This is a genomic window from Acinetobacter sp. NEB149 (assembly GCF_012516415.1).
Lineage (GTDB): Bacteria > Pseudomonadota > Gammaproteobacteria > Pseudomonadales > Moraxellaceae > Acinetobacter > Acinetobacter lwoffii_V.
Genome location: NZ_CP051208.1, coordinates 2,684,004 through 2,703,116 on the forward strand (window position 1 = coordinate 2,684,004; position 19,113 = coordinate 2,703,116).

Consider the following 19,113-nt stretch of genomic DNA (forward strand, 5'->3'; position numbering starts at 1 on the left):
AACTTGTTGTGGATTCTTACCAATCGTCAATCTTTCGTTAAGGAGGTGATCCAGCCGCAGGTTCCCCTACGGCTACCTTGTTACGACTTCACCCCAGTCATCTGCCACACCGTGGTAAGCGTCCCCCTAAGGTTAGACTACCTACTTCTGGTGCAACAAACTCCCATGGTGTGACGGGCGGTGTGTACAAGGCCCGGGAACGTATTCACCGCGGCATTCTGATCCGCGATTACTAGCGATTCCGACTTCATGGAGTCGAGTTGCAGACTCCAATCCGGACTACGATCGGCTTTTTGAGATTAGCATCCACTCGCGTGGTAGCAACCCTTTGTACCGACCATTGTAGCACGTGTGTAGCCCTGGTCGTAAGGGCCATGATGACTTGACGTCGTCCCCGCCTTCCTCCAGTTTGTCACTGGCAGTATCCTTAAAGTTCCCGGCTTAACCCGCTGGCAAATAAGGAAAAGGGTTGCGCTCGTTGCGGGACTTAACCCAACATCTCACGACACGAGCTGACGACAGCCATGCAGCACCTGTATGTAAGTTCCCGAAGGCACCAATCCATCTCTGGAAAGTTCTTACTATGTCAAGACCAGGTAAGGTTCTTCGCGTTGCATCGAATTAAACCACATGCTCCACCGCTTGTGCGGGCCCCCGTCAATTCATTTGAGTTTTAGTCTTGCGACCGTACTCCCCAGGCGGTCTACTTATCGCGTTAGCTGCGCCACTAAAGCCTCAAAGGCCCCAACGGCTAGTAGACATCGTTTACGGCATGGACTACCAGGGTATCTAATCCTGTTTGCTCCCCATGCTTTCGCACCTCAGTGTCAGTATTAGGCCAGATGGCTGCCTTCGCCATCGGTATTCCTCCAGATCTCTACGCATTTCACCGCTACACCTGGAATTCTACCATCCTCTCCCATACTCTAGCCAACCAGTATCGAATGCAATTCCCAAGTTAAGCTCGGGGATTTCACATTTGACTTAATTGGCCACCTACGCGCGCTTTACGCCCAGTAAATCCGATTAACGCTTGCACCCTCTGTATTACCGCGGCTGCTGGCACAGAGTTAGCCGGTGCTTATTCTGCGAGTAACGTCCACTATCCAAGAGTATTAATCTCGGTAGCCTCCTCCTCGCTTAAAGTGCTTTACAACCAAAAGGCCTTCTTCACACACGCGGCATGGCTGGATCAGGGTTCCCCCCATTGTCCAATATTCCCCACTGCTGCCTCCCGTAGGAGTCTGGGCCGTGTCTCAGTCCCAGTGTGGCGGATCATCCTCTCAGACCCGCTACAGATCGTCGCCTTGGTAGGCCTTTACCCCACCAACTAGCTAATCCGACTTAGGCTCATCTATTAGCGCAAGGCCCGAAGGTCCCCTGCTTTCTCCCGTAGGACGTATGCGGTATTAGCATCCCTTTCGAGATGTTGTCCCCCACTAATAGGCAGATTCCTAAGCATTACTCACCCGTCCGCCGCTAGGTCAAGTAGCAAGCTACTCTTCCCCGCTCGACTTGCATGTGTTAAGCCTGCCGCCAGCGTTCAATCTGAGCCATGATCAAACTCTTCAGTTTAATACTATGTAGTGCCTTAAAGGGCACCAATCTTGGCTCATCAATTTTCTGACAAATATTTCTCAAATAAACTTCGAGTAATTTCTACCATCAATCAATGAAAATAATTTCGATCAATCAATCAGTAAAAATCCACACAAGTTGTTCTTCATAATCTCTTAATGATCTTCTTGCTAATTCGTCACCAGCAAGCTAGGTCGGCTATATTACTCTCTATCTCTAGAAAGTCAACCAGTAATGAAAACTATTTTTAAACTTTCTTTCTAAAACCGAACTCAATTAAACTCAACTAAGTCACTGTTTTATCAGAAGTTTTAATCTTCATCACCGCCGATGGATGTGCATTCTACAGGATTCCCAACCCAATACAACCCCTATTTTTAAATAATTCAGCAAAAATATCACGACTGTTTATTTATTCTACAAAAATCGCGCTTTTATTTATTTCTTGAGCAGTAAAGGGACTGAATTGGATAAATGACTTAATCTTTTTTCAGTTTTATTCTGTTCCTGAAAGCGTAAAGGTCGGCAATCTATGTATTCACAATAGCCCCCTCCCCATTTTCGGTCTGTTCATTTATTTTTACTTGATAACTAAAACTTCCCACATAGCCCGCAGCCAGGCCAAATTTAAAATCTCCGCGACTTTGGCCTTGCACCCAGATACAAGTGCCGTCTGCATTTTCATAACACCATTCAAATTCACGTGGCAAATACATACTTTGCCCATTGGGGGTAGTGACACGCGGATAAACACGATGAACTTTAAAATAAACTTTGCGATCGAACATTTGGGTCCGCATGTTTTTTAAATCACGTAGATATATCCGCGACTGAACAATGCTATTAAAACCATCCCGGATTTGCGCCAACAACAGTTGCCGGTTTTCACTGAGATTAATAATTTGATAAGTTAGGAAGACCAAAGGTAAATAAGGAAAGTTAAAACTCCGCGCGTATTCAAAGCTTCCAAGACCATCGATCGCATATTGCTGCGCTTTATAGTTCACCGTTCCCTGACAATGACATAACAAAGACCAGTGATCTGCCAAGGAAAACCGCATTTGGGTAAAATGAGAAATCAGCTGAGTGGTCTGAATATTTAAGTCAAAACTGAGTTCCGAGTCAGAACGCTGCAAACGAAAATTTGGAAAACTTCCGCTCAATTGCTCCCGATCCAGAAACTGAAACAGACCCGATCTAAAATGACAGTCCTGCTTGACCGAATAGTGATGCAATTGCCCCACCATATGCGGACTCGCACTGCAAATCACGGTGGCGGTATCTAGGGCTGTGGTTTCGATTGCACTCGGGTTTGCCAGCATGGGGGCATTGGGTTGCCCGATAATACTCAGAAAGTTTAAATAATAGAGCGGTGTCGGAAGCCCGGGGATCATCAAACCCTGATGAATAATTTTATATTTCTGGTTTGGCCCATGATAGGCAAGATTGTGCTGTGAAACAGCAGGAGTCTGATTTAGCTGTTTCGAACGATCTAGAAAATCTTGAAGAAACCGCATCTCAGACTCCTTATCTTTTTATAATGTACTCGATCTTTTTGCCATAAAGGTGGTGATAAAACCAGACAAGGCATAGAGAATAGAAATGACCAGAATGCCGACAGGAATATTATAAGTCATCGCTGCAAAGACGAATACGGCAATTGGTAGGACAAAAAATGGAACCCGTTTACGTTCTACAGTTTTAAATGAATAGTATTTGATATTGGAAATCATCAACAAGCCCACCGCAATAATGACCACTGCATTAATGACCTGAAGAGAAGGTTCACGAATATCAAAGATTTCTGGAAAATCCAGACCGACCCAGACCAATGATACAATCATGATGGCAGCCAGAGGACTTGCGACACCGATAAAATAACGTTTATCGACCACACCAATCTGCACATTGAAACGTGCCAGACGGAACGCAGCACATGCGGTATAGACAAAACAGGCTGCCAGACCAATACGACCCAAATCGCTCAAGCCCCAGCTATACATCAAAATAGCGGGAGCCACACCAAAAGCCAGCATGTCAGAAAGGGAATCGAACTGTTCGCCGAACGGACTTTGTGCACCAATGGCACGTGCCACACGGCCATCTAGTCCATCCAGTAATGCCGCAATAAAGATCGCATAAATAGCTTGCTGAAAATCACCATTCATACTGGCAATAATCGAGTAGAAACCTGACAACAACGCTGCGGTTGTAATCAGGTTCGGCCATAGATAGATGCCTCGACGCTTAACTTTTTGCCCTTCCTGGGTATGCTCCTCTTCTTCCACCTCGAAGGTGATGCCATCGAAAGGCACTTCAGTTGAAGAGTCACGTTCCGGTTTGCTTATATTTGTCATTCTTGTCGATCCTAGCTATGACCTGATCTTTGAAAAAATTATTCGCCCACTAACCAGCGAACTGCAGCGTGACCACCATTTTCACTCATGCGAAGATGCGGGAATAACCACTGTAACGCTTCATCTGCATCTTCAGAGAATTTCCAAGGTGGGTTAATCACCAGCAAACCACAACCGTTCAAGCCTACTGGGGTATCATCCGGCCATACACAGACTTCACAAACCAGTTGACGGCGGATACCGGTCTTAAACATTTTCTTCTCGAAGCGTTCGATCATGGCACGGTCTTTAATTGGATACCAAACGGCGAATACACCTGTCGGCCATTTCTTATACGCGGCAACCAGCAGTTCAACCAACTGCGGAAAATCTTTACGTTCCAGTTCATATGGCGGATCGATCATCACCAGGCCACGTTTTTCTTTTGGTGGAATGACTGCTAAAAGACCTTCGTATGCATCACGCTCATGCAAACCCGCACGCTTGTCAAAAATATTATGACGAAGTTGCTGAAATACATCGCGCTGCATTTCAAAAATGGTCGCTTTATCAATCTCACGCATGCCTTCTAGCGCAAACCACGGTGAACCCGGATAAGCACCCTTACCAAAGTTTTCACGCATGTTTTCAACAATTTTCAAGTATTGTTGTACGCCTTCAGGTGCATTACGCTTGATTGAATCATCCAGCTTAACCAGACGATGAATACCGTTTAAAAACTCACCTGATTTTTGCGCTTCGGCAGTCGACAAATCATATTTACCTGCACCACCATGCGTATCTACATAGCGATAAGGTTTGTCTTTTGCATTCAGTCGAGTCAACAACTGAAGCAATAAAACGTGCTTCATGACATCGGCAAAGTTGCCTGCGTGGTAAGAGTGACGGTAATTCATGTTTCAATTATTCCTAAGATCAATTGCTATTTTAACATGAAAAACTATTTCGTTCAGAAACGATTATTGCACTAAAATAGCGGACCTTTTTTTACCACACTATCGAGAATTGAAAAAATGGAAGCAGTTATCATCCCAGGGGATTGGAATGTTGATCAAATCTTAGATGATTTAGATCAACATGGCTTTAGTATTGTTGACGATGCTTATTCTAGCGAATATCAACATGCTGTGAGTCAAGAATGCTTAAGCCACTTAAACAAATTTCGCAATGCAGCCATTCAAAATGGTGTCGTTAACAACATCCGTAGTGATCATATTCTTTGGTTACAACCTGAATTTCAAATTTCCCACCTACACATCCAAACCCTTCAACAATTTTCCCAAATTTTAAACCGCGCGTTTTATTTAGGTATCAAAGATGTCGAAGCACATTTCGCTTGCTATCACGCGGGTGAGTTCTATGCCCTGCACCGCGACAATCCTCAAGATAAAAATGGCCGGATGATTTCCAGTGTGTATTATTTACATGAACAATGGCAGGCGGACTGGGGCGGTGAACTGCGCCTGCAGGACAAACATGGCCAGTGGCATATTATCCAGCCAAAACCGAACCGAATGGCGCTGTTCCAGAGCGATTTATTACATGAAGTTTTAATCTCTAAACAGCAACGCCTATCCATTACCGCCTGGCTAAGAAGTGATACCTCACTACTCTAAGACGGCTAGCCGCTTTAAATTTTAATTTTTAGCCTCATATAGCCATTATTGAGAAATGAGGATTGCGTTGATGCGATTAACGACCAAACAGATTATTCAACGTCTGGGTGAAACTGACCAATTGTATTTAAAAGGCAATACGCCAGAATTAACGCTTGAACGTGCTGATCTTCGTTTACAGCTGGTGACTTTAAGTGAACTGCGTCAGGAACAGCGACATTTCCTGCAAGAAGCCGTAGTGTTGCTGGAACAAGGCCGGGTAGAATTTGAAGAAATGCCGCTGCGCATGTATATCAATCTATCTTTGCATCTGGCCAAGGCCTATATGATGTTCTTTGAACTGACCAAAGAGCACCATTTCGCTCTGATTACCCAGCAAATTCTAAAACCGATGGCCAGCTATGAACATGGTGATATTTATTTCTTCTTGGCCTATGCCAGTGCCAGTAAAAATGAGCCGGCCCTGACCCGTCACTGGTTAGGTAAATACACTATGACTGCCGAATTTGAGCTGGAATTATTACAGCAGCATCACGCTTTTAATGATTATCGTCAGCACGAATGGTTTAACAAAATATTAAAAAGCAAAATGCATTAAGCCAAAGAACAAAAACGCCTCAGATGAGGCATTTTTTTAATGCAAGCTATATCGTCTTATTCTAAATATTAGAAAGGCTCAGGAAAAAATGATCAAGCAGGTTGACGTCTATAAGCGTCCATGTGCAATTGCTGATTCAGTTCATCGACCCAAATTGCCCAATCATCATCTTGTACCAAATGGCTGATCAATAAAGAACGTTGGGCTTTATTCCAGAACGGCGCATCGTGCAAGGATAGCCCTGCTGGCAGTTGATGGGTGCGTATATACAATTCAATAGCCGCAGGACTATTGGCGAGACCGAGCTGAGAAAACAAGAGCTCTAAGGATGGTTGGTTCTTTGCGAGCATCGCGCCCTCCTTATATCAGATAAATTGTAATTATTTATAGATCTAACTTATAAGATAAGGCAAAAAAAACCTAGTCATTTGACTAGGTTTGTTGTTTCTTTTTGTATGAATGCATTTAAGAGCTTTGCTTGTCGCTTTCCACATGTAAAAGCTGATTTAACTTGTCAATAATGACAATCCATTCATCATCTTGGTGCCAGTGTTCACGCAAGAAGGCACTTTGCCCCTCACTCCAGAATTCGGCATCTGGCAATGCGACTTCAGATGGTAATTGATGGGTATCGGTAAACTGAGTAATTGAGGCTTCATCAGAAGGCAAACCCAATTGTTCAAATAATAATTCTAAAGTTAACTGTTGTTCCGTAAGCATAAATAGACTCCATCGTAGCGTTAAATTATGAGCGTGTTGAGATTCGAATTCTTAGGTTGATTTATGGCTGGGTATGTCACAGGAACCTGAACCCTCTGCCTCAATATGTAATTGTTCATTTAACACATCGACAAAAATGGCCCAGTCATCATCTTTCTTCCAGTGACTGATCAGAAAGTCATGCTGTGATTTACTCCAAAAAGGAGCTTTATGCAGTGGCACATCCATACCAATTTGATGCGTGCTAATAAACTCGTCAATCGCTTCCGGACTCGAATCCAGACCCAATTGTTCAAAGAAAAGTTCGAAGGTGGCGCGTTGCTCTAACATCTGAACCTCCATCTTTTTATCTATAATCTTGTCTCTACCTTAGAGGGCTCATAGCGAAAACTCAGTTGTCTCTCCTTCACAGCTTGTTATTTTTTGTTGATTAAAGTGAATGGCATAAAAAAAGCACCCCAAATGGAGTGCTTTTTTCAACTTAATCTAAGAAGATTAAATTATTTAAGCATGTCAGCAATTGCTGCGCGCTCTTCTTCAAGTTCGTTCAACGTGAAGTTGATACGCTCTTGACTGAATTCGTCGATTTCTAGACCTTGAACGATTTTGTATTCACCGTTTTCAGTCGTTACAGGGAAACCGAACATTACGCCTTCAGGGATACCGTAAGAACCGTCAGAAGGAATACCCATCGTTACCCATTCGCCGTTTGTGCCAAGAGCCCAATCGCGCATATGGTCGATTGCAGCGTTAGCAGCAGAAGCAGCAGAAGACAAACCACGTGCTTCGATGATCGCAGCACCACGTTTACCAACAGTCGGAAGGAATGTATTTGCATTCCATTCTTGGTCGTTGATCATGTCTTTAACGCTTTCGCCGTTAATTGTTGCAAAACGGTAGTCAGCATACATGGTTGGAGAGTGGTTACCCCAAACTGTAAGATTTTTGATGTCTTTAACCGCTTTACCAGTTTTAGCAGCAATTTGAGATGCAGCACGGTTGTGGTCAAGACGTAACATTGCAGTGAAGTTTTTCGCTGGAAGATCTGGAGCAGATTTCATTGCGATGTAAGCATTCGTGTTTGCAGGGTTACCAACAACTAGAACTTTAACGTCACGGCTCGCCACTTCGTTCAATGCTTGACCTTGACCGATGAAGATTTCACCGTTCACTTTAAGCAGGTCAGCACGTTCCATACCTGGACCACGTGGACGTGAACCAACTAGAAGCGCGTAGTCAGCATCTTTGAATGCAACTTTAGGATCATCAGTACCGATCATGTCTTCTAGTAATGGGAATGCACAATCTTGAAGCTCCATCATTACGCCTTTAAGCGCTTGTTGAGCTTTCTCAAAAGGAACTTCGAGCAATTGCAAAATCACTGGTTGATCTTTACCTAGCATTTCGCCGCTTGCGATACGGAATAATAGGCTGTAACCAATTTGACCTGCAGCGCCAGTAACGGCAACACGAACTGCTTGCTTCATCTAATTATCTCCAATTGAGGATATTCAATGCGATTAAATAGTTAGTATTTAATCTAATAATCGTAAACGCGAAAGATTGTACTCCAATCCTTTGTCAGATGCATATAAAAGAGGACGGATTTCACCTAAAGTCTGATAGGAAATATAAATTAAATCGGCAAAAAAGCTCAGTATGTTCCTTTTATTGTGACAGTTTTTGGGCATGTATTAATAATGTTGGCAGGACAGGATTTGTAATTGCCATTGGGGCGATAACAGACCTTGATCGAGGTAAGTACGCTGGCTGACTGGGTCTGCTGGCAGTTGAATCGCAAGGCATTGCCCGGTAATTGTGGATTAATTTTCAGGAATTTGGCCCGCAATGTATCGACAGAAATCGTGATATTTTCCTGTTCCGTCAGTTCCGCAGGCACTTTGAGACGATCTGCATAATTGATAATCGTCCGGAAATACTGACTGGCATTCATCGGCACGCAGCCACCGATATTGCGCCATAAAATTGTCCGGGTATTGTCATCCGGCATGATCCTGGCCACTACCTTGGACTGCAGTGGTGACAGTTTCGCAGAGCTATTGGTCGTACAATTTTGTGATGTGGTCTGAGGATATAAGCCGGAGATATTCAGCGAATAACCTTCCAGACATTTTCGTTTCTTGGCATATTCAGGGTACAGGCTACATAGGGCCGGGACCATTTGTACATCCATGACATAGTCTGTCGGCGTAGCAAACGCTGCCGGACTACTGGCCAAAACCACAAGCGTAACCGATCCAGCCCAGACTCGACGATCCTTCATTATTTTCATGAATAAATTACCATCCCCCAATAATTTTAATTTTATTGTGTATTACGTAATGGTATCAGTTGCATGCGTTTACCCACTGACTGTGCCCCCTGTCCTAACAAGATACCGTAATGCGTGGCATTGGTCATGACATGTTTCACATAATCTCGGGTTTCGAGTAAAGGAATACTTTCAGTATATTGATCTGCGGCAATCCCCTGAAATTCCGGCTGCCAGCGGCGGGCACGGTTTGGACCGGCATTATAGCCTGCTGTTGCCAGCACCGGACTATCGCTAAGCTGACGCTGAATCGTAGATAAATAGAATGTTCCATAGCGAATATTGGTATTCATATCGGTGAGTGCCGCCGGGTTATAAGCCTCACCCATTTGACGCGCCACCAGCTTGGCCGTATCCGGCATAATCTGCATCAGACCACCCGCCCCGACATGTGAACGTGCCACCGTATTGAAACGGCTTTCCTGACGCATCAAACCATAGGCCCAGGCCGGATCAACCCCCGCATTGCGACTATGGCTGACCACGTAATTCTGATGTGGCATTGGATAACGATAGTTATAATTATGTTTGTTCGCGGTACGGTCAGCGGCATAAATGGCACGATCATACCAGCCCATATCCATGGCACGTTTTGCCGCGGCCAGCAACAGGTCATCATCCTTCTTTAGATAAGCCTGACGCACTGCCCAGTTCCATTCCCGGTTAATATAGTTCTCCGGGGCGCTGATATTACGTAAGGTGAAAGCACGGCGGAAATGAATATCCTGATTCAAGCGCTGCATAGCCTGATTGGATGGCTGCGCTGGATTTGGTGTACTCGCAGTCACCTGCCCCAGCTTGTCGCGTGCCAGAAGATTGTGATAGTCATCTCCGGTCGCCAGCTTACGATAAATACTTTCTGCTGCCTGTTTGGAAGCACGATCAGTACGTTGTTCGCTGGCACGCGCCAGCCAATATTGCCAACGGTCTTCCTGCTTTTGGTTAACACTCATGCTATCAATGGCACGAATCAGGCTTTCCCAGGCACTAAAACGAATTGCCTGACGTGCATAAATCTCGGCTTCTTCCGGGCTAAATGGCAGGCCATAGCTGACATCTAGCGCATTCAACACTTCCCGATTGAAGTTGTTTTTCATGACTGTAGTACCACCGATATAACCGACAGCACGATATAAGGCGCGTTGTACCTGTACCGGTGTACCTTCGGCAGTCCGTTTGACAATAGACAACGCTGAGTCCAAATCGCTATCGGCCAGACGTCCCAGCGCATAAATCAGATAGGCATGCTCTGCCGCAGTACTTTTAGCCGCAGACCACAAATAATTGGTGGGATTGGCCTGAATCGAATTCAGTTGTGCCAGAGACAGATTTAGACCAATGCCTTGCGCTGTCGCAATGGCCTGACCTGACTGTCCGGCACGAAGTTGCCCCCAGAGTCGCTGCTGACGGTCTTCTGAGGTCATGAGTGGACTGGATAGCATCATCCGACCTAGACCAGTACAAGAATCAGGCTGGCTATTGGTGGTTAACCAGACTTCTTTAAACTCGGCATAGACCAGTTCATCGCCAGCTTTGGCGCGCACTTGTGCCACTGCACAGGCTTCGGCAGGATCGGCATTGGTCACATAAGGCAATACCGGTTGGGCAGTGCTAAAGTCTGCCATTTTTACTTTTTCTTCGACATAGTCTGCTGCCAGCTTTTCAGCCATAGCAGATTGAGGGTAACGCTGGGCAAAGCTGATAATCTGGCTGACAGGCTGCATGGCAAGATTCTGGTTTAAAATCCAGTATTCCGGATAATAGCCCAAGGCATCATTCTGCATAGACAGACGATATTGCTGTAACAGTTCAGTATTACCTGCATTGGCTGCACGCAAGGCATCATTAAATTGTTCTTCTGCTGCCTGTGTACTCGCTGAACAGATACATGCCACACTTAAAGTAATTAATTTATAGTATTTATACATAGTTTTAGTGTGTTTCAACATCCCTTTGCCTTCTATCATCGATTTTGTGCTTAGCCCATGTTGCATATAATAAGAGCTAGTTTGAAGATTATAACCCACTCTATTGTTCAGTTATGTAACCTTATGATTAAGCAATATTAATCTACAGACAATTTTTGCCCACAAATCAATATTTTTCCACAGTTAATTTGGGCTATAAGTTTAAGCGACTTTCCTGCTAAAATATGCGCCTTTCCAAGATTTCAGTCCGTGAATTGAATTTTTATTCACCTGTTTGATGCATCAATCAGGCTATTCGTTCACTCTTTCAACGTATTACCTTGTAGGAGCCTACATGACGGTTCAAACCTTCATTCCGAATGGTGCCCCAGCTGCCTCAGAAAACACTGTTACCCAGCCAGCGCATACCCCAGCCAGCGATGCTTCAGTCAAAAAACTGTACATCGAAACGCAAGGGTGTCAGATGAATGAGTACGACAGTCACCGTATGGCAGACCTGTTAGGCGATTCTCATGGCTATGTGCTGACCACCGATCCTAAAGATGCCGATATTCTGCTGATGAATACCTGCTCGATCCGTGAAAAGGCACAGGAGAAAGTATTCTCCGAGCTGGGCCGCTGGCGCAAACTAAAGGATAAAAATCCTGACCTGATTATTGGTGTCGGTGGTTGTGTAGCGTCTCAGGAAGGCGACAACATCCAGAAACGTGCCAATTATGTCGACATGATCTTTGGCCCGCAAACCCTGCACCGTTTGCCGCAAATGCTGGATCAGCATTTTGAGCAGATCGAAAAGCCGAAAAAAGAAAAAATCAAACTGGTGGATATTTCCTTCCCGGACATCGAGAAATTCGACTTCCTGCCTGAACCGCGTGTTGAAGGCTATAAAGCCTTTGTTTCGATTATGGAAGGCTGTTCTAAATACTGTTCTTTCTGTGTGGTGCCTTATACGCGTGGTGAAGAAGTGTCCCGTCCACTGGATGATGTCCTCGCAGAAATTGCGGGTTTGGCAGAAAAAGGCGTGCGTGAAATTTCACTTTTGGGTCAGAACGTAAATGGCTACCGTGGTGAAAATTTTGAAGGCAATATCTGTACCTTTGCCGATCTGTTACGTTTGGTTGCGGATATTCCGGGTATTGGCCGGATTCGTTATACCACCTCGCATCCGCTGGAATTTAATGACGACCTGATCCAGTGTTATCGTGACCTACCACAAATGGTTTCACATCTGCATTTGCCGGTACAAAGCGGTTCCAATGATGTGTTGCAAGCCATGAAGCGCAACCATACGATTGATGTTTACATCGAGAAAATCAAAAAATTACGTGCAGTTCGCCCTGACATGCACCTATCTTCAGACTTTATCATTGGTTTCCCGGGTGAAACTGATGAGAATTTCGAAGAAACTTATCAGTTTATTCAGGATTTAGACTTCGACCATTCTTATAGTTTCATCTATTCAAAACGTCCGGGTACGCCTGCGGCAGAACTGGAAGATACGATTTCTGAAGATGTGAAAAAAGAACGTCTGGCCAAAGTTCAGCAATGGATTAAGCGTTCAAGCATTGACAAGACGGATGCCATGCTTGGGACTATCCAGCGTGTACTGATCGAAAAAGTTTCTGATAAAGATCCGAATATTCTGGTTGGTACGGCGGACAATACCCGTTATGTTAACTTTATTGGTGACCCTGCCTGGGTAGGCCGCTTTGCCGAGATTGAAATTACCGAAATTAAAACTTTGAATTTAGTTTACGGTGAGCTCTTGAATCTTGAGCCTGACGTGGCGTAATGTAGAGCATATAACGCACACTTCATAAGGAACACTCTTGACTGCAGCGATTCGACGTACAGTAGCTTTTCCTGGAATTTCGATGGACCGTATACAAGCCATGTTAGGTGCCTATAACGGCCATTTGAAGCAAATTGAACAACGTTTAGACGTCAAAATCTCCCATCGCGGAGAAAGTTTTATTATTGATGGTGGAATCGATGCCGTTGAGAGAGCCGAAATGCTCTTACAACGTCTTCATGAAGAATCTGAACATAGTCAGCAGATTAGTGCAGATACTTTACATCTGATGATTCAGGGTAGCCAGACTGACCGTGAACTTCAGCAAGATCTGGACGATCAGGAACATACGGGGCTGGACAATGTCTGGCTGCAAACCCGTAAGGGTCGGATCAATCCGCGTGGTGCTAACCAGAAACGCTATGTACAGCGCATTCTGCAAAGTGATATTTCTTTTGGTATTGGCCCTGCCGGAACAGGTAAAACCTATCTCGCCGTTGCGGCTGCAGTCGACATGCTGGAGCGCAATGAAATCCAGCGTATTCTGCTGGTTCGTCCTGCGGTTGAAGCCGGTGAAAAACTCGGTTTCCTGCCGGGGGATTTAACCCAGAAAATTGATCCGTACTTACGTCCCTTGTATGACGCGCTGTATGAAATGCTCGGCTTTGAAAAAGTGGCCAAGCTGATCGAACGTCAAGTGATTGAAGTCGCTCCGCTTGCTTATATGCGTGGCCGTACCCTAAATCATTCTTTCGTGATTCTGGATGAAGCGCAGAACACCACCCCAGAACAGATGAAAATGTTCCTGACCCGTTTAGGTTTTGGCTCACGAGCGGTGATTACTGGCGACGTAACTCAGGTAGATTTACCGCGAGGTCAGCAATCCGGCCTGTCACATGCTTTGCGCGTGATTGATAAAATTCCTGAAATTCATATCACCCGTTTTCATTCGCGTGATGTGGTACGTCATCAGCTGGTACAGAAAATTGTCGAAGCCTATGAAGGCTGGGACAGTGAACAGCAGCGCTTAAGTGCTGAAGCACGTGCCGAACGAAAAGCACGTCAGGATGCCTTGATCGCTGAAAATGATGCTGCTGCAGATGCACAGCATTAAGCTTTAAACTTAAGGATTTGTGTTGAAACTTAGTCTTTCCTTACAACAGGACTTTCAGTCGCCTGAACTGGTGCTGAAACGTGCCTATATTAAAAAAGTTGTAGAAACCACTTTACGTCATATCGGCACTCAAAGTGATTGCGAAATCGGAATTGCCTGTGTCGACAATGACGAAAGTCATAAACTGAATCTGGAATATCGCGGCAAAGACAAACCGACCAATGTCCTGTCTTTCCCGAGTGAACTTCCAGATGAAATGGCGCAGTTTCTGGATGCATTTCCCATTGGTGATCTGGTGATCTGTATTCCGGTGGTATTACGTGAAGCGAATGAACAGGGCAAAGCGCCTTTGACTCACTTTACCCATATGCTGGTTCATGGCACCTTGCACCTAATGGGCTATGATCATGAAACTTCAGATGAAGATGCAGAAGAAATGGAAAGCATTGAAATTGAGATTCTGGCCAAGCTAGGTTTTGAAAATCCTTATCTGGAACAGAACTAAAATTCTTTCATTAAAAAAGCGGGCCAAGGCTCGCTTTTTTTATTCAAAGTTGCCCTCCCTCTAACTCCCTCCCAGAGGGAGGGAGAACATTCATTAGAATCCTATGATTGTTAAACATTATAGATATAGTTCCCTCTCCTTATTAGGAGTGGGTTAGGGAGAGGTCTTGGTAAATATCAATTTTAACGCACTTCAAACTCTGCTTCAGCCGGATCAAATCGCCAGGTACGAATCACCCGCAGCTCGGAAATTTCTTTCATTTTACTGTCGAAAGCACCAAATGGTGCTGCCTTACGCACGGAAGATTTGGCTGCTTCGTCCAGCATGGCATGTCCTGAACTGTCAATCAGCCGAATGGCACGAATTCCGCCATTCTGGTTCAGGATCACCATCAGCCGTACTTCCCCTGCCAGATTCTGCTGCTTAGCTGCTTCCGGATAGTAGCGGTTCCCATAAAATTCCACTTTTTCACGGAACTTTTCCAGATATGCGGCCGAAACATCCTGCTTGGACTGAATACCATCCACAGTCTTAATTTTTTGCTGACGACTGAAATTTTGCTGACGCTGTAAATATTGCGCTTCCAGACTGGCGACCATGGCCGCTTTGGCCTGAAACTGGCTCTGTAATTGCTCCTGCATTTTTTTACGCTGATTTTCTTCCGCCTGCTTTTGCCAGCTCAAGGTGGTCATCAGGACTTTTTCTTCAAAACTGAGTTCCTGTTGCTGTTGCAGCATATCCAGACTTTCTTGCAGTTCTTCGCCTGCATGTTGCTCCATTAACGGCGATGGCATATCACTCGACATGCGATGCGCCTCTCTAAACTGGCCGGAACCCTGCTGGTCCGTTTGAGCCAAAAAATCGGCATGCTCAATTTTTTCATCAGTCTGTCGCAAACTGACTGCGATTTCTTTGGTACTGGTATCCCGATCTTGCGGCATACCAAATTCCAGAGTTAGCACGATCAAATGCAGAATGCCTGCGGCAAGCACCGCACTGCTAAACACTGGATCTTTCCACCAAGTTCTGACCAGAGGCATGAGTATCATCGTTTTTTCACATTCGCCCAAACTCAATAATGAGTTCAGCTCCCCAAAAAGTATTTGAAAGATTTAAAATAAACGGATTCGTCATTTATCTTTTTAAAATGCCAAATCCATCAAATCTTCAACGTTACATAACTAAAACTATAAAAATGGTGCTATTTATTTTGCTAAACTTCAAGCATGAACGCTTGTATTTTTCATACAATTCGACAAGATACATCCCGAGTCAAAAATAAAGTTGCCAGGACGCTTCAGTATGCAAACGCTAATTTCCAATATTTCCAACCGAATCCGCCAAGTGTATCAGAGGGCGGAAGGATTTATTGAAGATGAGCGTGAATTCCCCTTATCGCAAGTCTTCCTGAATGCAACCTTTCAGCGCTTTGTCACAGACAATGTCGATGCATTGAAAGATTTACATGCAGATTTACATGAAGACTGGCTGCGTTTATATGCAACACTAGATTATAAAGGCTTGATTGTCACTTTATCGGTTGATTTGAAACTGGTACAGATGGAACTGAATAAAACTACCCAGTTGATCGTGTTCGAGCAAATTAGTGATACTCAGCTGATTGAAGCCAAATATCCAAATATGCTGTATAAACTGGGCGTGCGTTTTGGCTTGTTCTTCTATCAACGTATCTTACATAAAGATCCGTTGGGAATGATTCTGGAAAAACTGGGCGTGATTAAAGTCATCGATGACTTGCTCTATCTGGATTTAAATCGCTGGTTAGGTAAAAGCCGATCTGTCATTGATACCTTGGGCAAAGTTCATGTGAATCACGCAGTACTTCGTGAAGCCGAACTGGTGGTGATTGGCAACGTCAATCTGGCCGCCCTGTTTAGAAAACTCTCCCAAGATCAGGAGGAGAACTGGGATGAAGACGAGATGGATGACAACCGGGTCACCCCCATCAAACAGAAAGATCCTTCTTAAATCATGCCGAACGTAGTTTTTGAACAAAAGTTCCATAAAACTACATGAAATATACATTTTTGGCAGAAATATCCCTTCAATTTCCATATTTTGCCCAAATAATAAAGGGTGCAATAAGTGATATGTTTTGCCCGTTGAATCAATATAGGAAAATAACTGATGGCGAAGACTGTATTCAAAACTTTAGCGATGACCACGGGTCTGAGCAGCGCGATACTGTTCACTGGTATTTCTAGCCAAGCTTTTGCCATGACTCCTTTCCAGGCCAGTTATCAATTTAGCTATAATGGCAAGAATATGGGTTCTGCAACGCGGACTTTAAGCAAATCTGGCAATAACTGGACTTATGTCTTTGCTGCAAAAGCCGGGGGTATTGCCTCTGCAACCGAAACCAGCCGCTTTACTTTTAATAATGGCAAGATCGGATCAAGCAGTTTCAGTCGCAGCAGTAAAGTACTGGTGCATAACAACACCATGAGTATTAATTTTAATCCTTCCAGCAAAACTATCAGTACCAAGAAAGACGATGAAAAACGTTCTTTTGCCTGGAGAGCAGATGTTCTGGATGAGTTGAATGCAGAATTGCAAATTCGTGAAGACTTAAAAAATTCAGGCCTGAAAACAAATTACTATATCGCTGATGCCAAAGAAATTGAAGGCCGTAAGTTTGTCAAACAGGGTTCAGAGACTATAAGTACCAAATACGGATCTTTTAATACCATTAAAGTGGTGATGAAACATAGCAAACCAGGTCGTGAAACCATTTTCTGGCTGGCACCAAAACTTGACTATCTTCCAGTCAAAGTTTCGCATGTCGACAAGAAAACCTCCTATGGTTTACTGTTAACTGACTATAAAGGTGCAAGCAACTAAGTTTTTGGCGAATTTCACTTGATTTTTTCCGGGTGCTTTTTACAATACGCTTTTGCTTGAAAAAGCACCTGCTCTTGAGGATTCTCCCGTGCATGCACTAGAACAGAAAATCTTGGCTGAAGGCATCGTTCTCTCTGAAGAAGTTTTGAAAGTAGATTCTTTCTTAAACCATCAGATTGATCCAGTCATGATGCAACTGATTGGTCAAGAATTTGCGCGTCTGTTTAAGGATGCTGGTATTACCAAAATTATTACGATTGAAGCATCAGGTATCGCACCTGCAGTAATGGCCGGCCTAGAGCTTGGCGTACCTGTGATCTTTGCACGTAAATACCAGTCTCTGACCCTGAAAGATGATTTATATCGCTCTAAAGTCTTTTCATTTACTAAACAAACTGAAAGCACAATCGCGATTTCAAATAAACACATCAGCTCAACCGATAAGGTTTTAGTGATCGATGATTTCTTGGCTAATGGTCAAGCAGCTTTAGGTCTTGCAGATCTGATTCATCAGGCAAATGCAGAAGTAGTCGGTATTGGCATTGTGATTGAAAAATCATTCCAGCCAGGTCGTGATCTGCTGCTTGAAAAAGGCTATCGTGTTGAATCACTGGCACGCGTAAAGTCTTTGACAAATGGCACTGTTGAGTTTGTTCGCGACTAAGAAACTCGCCAATAAATTTTAAAAGAGCGCTGATGCGCTCTTTTTTTATTGCGTTTTTCTGATGATATAAATTTAAAATATTCAAAGCTCAACTATAGCTCAGCCTAAGTTCTTATTTATTCTTCCAGATTTGATCCTAGATAAATGATTTAATCTTAAGCTCCAGACTATTCAATTTCTGAAATAGAGAGTGTCAAACAAATAAGTACTTTTTTATCCGATGAATAAACAACAATTTATGTGGATGTTATTATAAAATAAAGAGGCCTAACTATCTGCCAATAGTTAGGCCTATGTTCACCTCGAAAAAAGAGTTTATTTAACAGTCACAGTGATACTACCGCTATTCACAGCACCGATAGCGGTAGTTGTGATGCTGTTGTTAATAGCAGTTTGAGTTCCTTCTGCAATGGCACTGACAGATGCATCAATAGCACCCGCATTATAAGCAATGTTCGCTACACTATAATTGCTTAAGGTTTCATTGATTTCCTCACTATAGTCAGTACTTAGTGTTGAACTCGCAACTTCCGAGATATCTGAACTATCCGCAACCTCTGATAGCTCCTCTAGAGTTTCAGAATTATTAGTTGCACTCGTTACTACACTGTAGTCGTAGTTATCCGTTGCATCTGATATGTCTGATACCACCTTATTGTAGCTACCCTGCTCAATACTGATACTACCTGTATTCGCGGCACCAATCGCAGTAGTTTCAATTGTACCTTCAATTGAACTAATGGCGTCTGGTGCTTCTCTTGTAGCTTCTGCAATTGCTTCTAAATCGACACTTGCATCAACATCACCTGTATTCACAGCAAGATTCAAAGCAGAACCATTTTCAACCTGCTGAGAAATAGAATCCAGGGTAGCTTGTAAGCCTGTATCTACGGTGACATCAGTAGGTGTTTCACCATCTTGGGCGTATGCCATACCTGCGCTAGACAGAAAGGCGACGGATAAAGCGATTGTTTTGATCGTATTTTTCATCGTTGTTCTTCCTACTTTTGTTTTGAAGTACCTCTCGCTAAGTACTCCTTCTTATAA

The 19,113-nt window shown here is 44.0% G+C and carries 18 protein-coding genes, 1 rRNA gene and 1 pseudogene; 8 read left to right on the top strand and 12 right to left on the bottom strand.

The window, feature by feature from the left end:
* Positions 1 to 38: 38 nt before the first annotated feature.
* The 4 genes and pseudogenes from HGD77_RS12890 to HGD77_RS12905 all read right to left on the bottom strand — a co-directional run bounded on the left by HGD77_RS12890 (position 39) and on the right by HGD77_RS12905 (position 4,831).
* Positions 39 to 1,575 (bottom strand): 16S ribosomal RNA (locus HGD77_RS12890).
* Between the two features lie 441 nt (positions 1,576 to 2,016).
* Positions 2,017 to 3,095: pseudogene (locus tag HGD77_RS12895) on the bottom strand (DUF6670 family protein).
* An 18-nt stretch (positions 3,096 to 3,113) separates the two neighbouring features.
* On the bottom strand, positions 3,114 to 3,935 hold the full coding sequence (gene pssA, locus HGD77_RS12900; protein WP_004732196.1) for a CDP-diacylglycerol--serine O-phosphatidyltransferase: 822 nt from the start codon (positions 3,933 to 3,935) through the stop codon (positions 3,114 to 3,116).
* Between the two features lie 38 nt (positions 3,936 to 3,973).
* Positions 3,974 to 4,831, bottom strand: coding sequence for a 23S rRNA (adenine(2030)-N(6))-methyltransferase RlmJ (locus tag HGD77_RS12905; RefSeq protein WP_004732197.1), 858 nt, complete (start codon positions 4,829 to 4,831; stop codon positions 3,974 to 3,976).
* A gap of 117 nt (positions 4,832 to 4,948) precedes the next feature.
* Between HGD77_RS12905 and HGD77_RS12910 the strand changes: the two genes are divergently transcribed.
* Positions 4,949 to 5,551, top strand: a complete 603-nt coding sequence (locus HGD77_RS12910) for a 2OG-Fe(II) oxygenase (RefSeq protein ID WP_004732199.1) — start codon at positions 4,949 to 4,951, stop codon at positions 5,549 to 5,551.
* A gap of 70 nt (positions 5,552 to 5,621) precedes the next feature.
* The gene (locus tag HGD77_RS12915) at positions 5,622 to 6,149 is read left to right on the top strand and encodes a hypothetical protein (RefSeq protein WP_004732201.1); all 528 of its coding nucleotides are present in this window, start codon (positions 5,622 to 5,624) and stop codon (positions 6,147 to 6,149) included.
* A gap of 92 nt (positions 6,150 to 6,241) precedes the next feature.
* On the opposite strand, the gene HGD77_RS12920 is transcribed toward HGD77_RS12915, so the two are convergent.
* The 6 genes from HGD77_RS12920 to HGD77_RS12945 form a co-directional block, all read right to left on the bottom strand.
* Positions 6,242 to 6,499: a DUF2789 family protein gene (locus HGD77_RS12920; protein WP_004732204.1), complete on the bottom strand. Its 258-nt coding sequence runs from the start codon at positions 6,497 to 6,499 to the stop codon at positions 6,242 to 6,244.
* Between the two features lie 115 nt (positions 6,500 to 6,614).
* Positions 6,615 to 6,869, bottom strand: a complete 255-nt coding sequence (locus HGD77_RS12925; protein ID WP_004732206.1) for a DUF2789 family protein — start codon at positions 6,867 to 6,869, stop codon at positions 6,615 to 6,617.
* Between the two features lie 51 nt (positions 6,870 to 6,920).
* On the bottom strand, positions 6,921 to 7,199 hold the full coding sequence (locus HGD77_RS12930; protein ID WP_004645104.1) for a DUF2789 family protein: 279 nt from the start codon (positions 7,197 to 7,199) through the stop codon (positions 6,921 to 6,923).
* A gap of 170 nt (positions 7,200 to 7,369) precedes the next feature.
* Complete coding sequence (locus HGD77_RS12935) at positions 7,370 to 8,356, bottom strand: malate dehydrogenase (RefSeq protein ID WP_004645103.1); 987 nt, start codon at positions 8,354 to 8,356, stop codon at positions 7,370 to 7,372.
* A 167-nt stretch (positions 8,357 to 8,523) separates the two neighbouring features.
* Positions 8,524 to 9,162: a hypothetical protein gene (locus tag HGD77_RS12940; RefSeq protein WP_005249945.1), complete on the bottom strand. Its 639-nt coding sequence runs from the start codon at positions 9,160 to 9,162 to the stop codon at positions 8,524 to 8,526.
* Between the two features lie 32 nt (positions 9,163 to 9,194).
* Positions 9,195 to 11,129 carry a lytic transglycosylase domain-containing protein gene (locus tag HGD77_RS12945; protein WP_392389824.1) on the bottom strand — a complete coding sequence of 645 codons (1,935 nt, stop codon included), beginning with the start codon at positions 11,127 to 11,129 and terminating at the stop codon, positions 9,195 to 9,197.
* A gap of 334 nt (positions 11,130 to 11,463) precedes the next feature.
* Here HGD77_RS12945 and miaB point away from each other — a divergent pair, with 334 nt between their 5' ends.
* Genes miaB through ybeY form a run of 3 tightly spaced genes read left to right on the top strand, consistent with a single transcriptional unit; the run spans position 11,464 to position 14,540 of the window.
* Positions 11,464 to 12,921 carry a tRNA (N6-isopentenyl adenosine(37)-C2)-methylthiotransferase MiaB gene (miaB, locus tag HGD77_RS12950; protein WP_168730873.1) on the top strand — a complete coding sequence of 486 codons (1,458 nt, stop codon included), beginning with the start codon at positions 11,464 to 11,466 and terminating at the stop codon, positions 12,919 to 12,921.
* Positions 12,922 to 12,958: 37 nt separating this feature from the next.
* Positions 12,959 to 14,035 (top strand): PhoH family protein, encoded by a 1,077-nt coding sequence (locus HGD77_RS12955; RefSeq protein ID WP_004732214.1) that lies wholly within the window; start codon positions 12,959 to 12,961, stop codon positions 14,033 to 14,035.
* A gap of 22 nt (positions 14,036 to 14,057) precedes the next feature.
* Positions 14,058 to 14,540 (top strand): rRNA maturation RNase YbeY, encoded by a 483-nt coding sequence (gene ybeY, locus HGD77_RS12960; protein ID WP_005265590.1) that lies wholly within the window; start codon positions 14,058 to 14,060, stop codon positions 14,538 to 14,540.
* A 182-nt stretch (positions 14,541 to 14,722) separates the two neighbouring features.
* Here ybeY and HGD77_RS12965 read toward each other — a convergent pair whose 3' ends face one another.
* Positions 14,723 to 15,580: an energy transducer TonB gene (locus HGD77_RS12965; RefSeq protein WP_017397977.1), complete on the bottom strand. Its 858-nt coding sequence runs from the start codon at positions 15,578 to 15,580 to the stop codon at positions 14,723 to 14,725.
* 262 nt (positions 15,581 to 15,842) lie between these two features.
* On the opposite strand from HGD77_RS12965, the gene HGD77_RS12970 reads away from it, so the two are divergent.
* The 3 genes from HGD77_RS12970 to HGD77_RS12980 all read left to right on the top strand — a co-directional run bounded on the left by HGD77_RS12970 (position 15,843) and on the right by HGD77_RS12980 (position 18,066).
* The gene (locus HGD77_RS12970; protein ID WP_004732218.1) at positions 15,843 to 16,529 is read left to right on the top strand and encodes a hypothetical protein; all 687 of its coding nucleotides are present in this window, start codon (positions 15,843 to 15,845) and stop codon (positions 16,527 to 16,529) included.
* A gap of 159 nt (positions 16,530 to 16,688) precedes the next feature.
* On the top strand, positions 16,689 to 17,402 hold the full coding sequence (locus HGD77_RS12975; RefSeq protein ID WP_004732221.1) for a DUF3108 domain-containing protein: 714 nt from the start codon (positions 16,689 to 16,691) through the stop codon (positions 17,400 to 17,402).
* Positions 17,403 to 17,490: 88 nt separating this feature from the next.
* A complete protein-coding gene (locus tag HGD77_RS12980; protein WP_004732222.1) occupies positions 17,491 to 18,066 on the top strand; it encodes a xanthine phosphoribosyltransferase in 576 nt (191 codons plus the stop codon).
* A 315-nt stretch (positions 18,067 to 18,381) separates the two neighbouring features.
* Here HGD77_RS12980 and HGD77_RS12985 read toward each other — a convergent pair whose 3' ends face one another.
* The gene (locus HGD77_RS12985; protein WP_004732224.1) at positions 18,382 to 19,056 is read right to left on the bottom strand and encodes a hypothetical protein; all 675 of its coding nucleotides are present in this window, start codon (positions 19,054 to 19,056) and stop codon (positions 18,382 to 18,384) included.
* Between the last annotated feature and the right edge of the window lie 57 nt (positions 19,057 to 19,113).

Excerpts from the sequence above, each read along its gene's own strand:
- pssA (WP_004732196.1), bottom strand. The coding sequence starts at position 3,935 with ATGACAAATATAAGCAAACCGGAACGTGACTCTTCAACTGAAGTGCCT.
- HGD77_RS12905 (WP_004732197.1), bottom strand. The coding sequence starts at position 4,831 with ATGAATTACCGTCACTCTTACCACGCAGGCAACTTTGCCGATGTCATG.
- HGD77_RS12910 (WP_004732199.1), top strand. The coding sequence starts at position 4,949 with ATGGAAGCAGTTATCATCCCAGGGGATTGGAATGTTGATCAAATCTTA.
- HGD77_RS12915 (WP_004732201.1), top strand. The coding sequence starts at position 5,622 with ATGCGATTAACGACCAAACAGATTATTCAACGTCTGGGTGAAACTGAC.
- HGD77_RS12920 (WP_004732204.1), bottom strand. The coding sequence starts at position 6,499 with ATGCTCGCAAAGAACCAACCATCCTTAGAGCTCTTGTTTTCTCAGCTC.
- HGD77_RS12925 (WP_004732206.1), bottom strand. The coding sequence starts at position 6,869 with ATGCTTACGGAACAACAGTTAACTTTAGAATTATTATTTGAACAATTG.
- HGD77_RS12930 (WP_004645104.1), bottom strand. The coding sequence starts at position 7,199 with ATGTTAGAGCAACGCGCCACCTTCGAACTTTTCTTTGAACAATTGGGT.
- HGD77_RS12935 (WP_004645103.1), bottom strand. The coding sequence starts at position 8,356 with ATGAAGCAAGCAGTTCGTGTTGCCGTTACTGGCGCTGCAGGTCAAATT.
- HGD77_RS12940 (WP_005249945.1), bottom strand. The coding sequence starts at position 9,162 with ATGAAAATAATGAAGGATCGTCGAGTCTGGGCTGGATCGGTTACGCTT.
- HGD77_RS12945 (WP_392389824.1), bottom strand. The coding sequence starts at position 11,129 with ATGTATAAATACTATAAATTAATTACTTTAAGTGTGGCATGTATCTGT.
- miaB (WP_168730873.1), top strand. The coding sequence starts at position 11,464 with ATGACGGTTCAAACCTTCATTCCGAATGGTGCCCCAGCTGCCTCAGAA.
- HGD77_RS12965 (WP_017397977.1), bottom strand. The coding sequence starts at position 15,580 with ATGCCTCTGGTCAGAACTTGGTGGAAAGATCCAGTGTTTAGCAGTGCG.
- HGD77_RS12970 (WP_004732218.1), top strand. The coding sequence starts at position 15,843 with ATGCAAACGCTAATTTCCAATATTTCCAACCGAATCCGCCAAGTGTAT.
- HGD77_RS12975 (WP_004732221.1), top strand. The coding sequence starts at position 16,689 with ATGGCGAAGACTGTATTCAAAACTTTAGCGATGACCACGGGTCTGAGC.
- HGD77_RS12985 (WP_004732224.1), bottom strand. The coding sequence starts at position 19,056 with ATGAAAAATACGATCAAAACAATCGCTTTATCCGTCGCCTTTCTGTCT.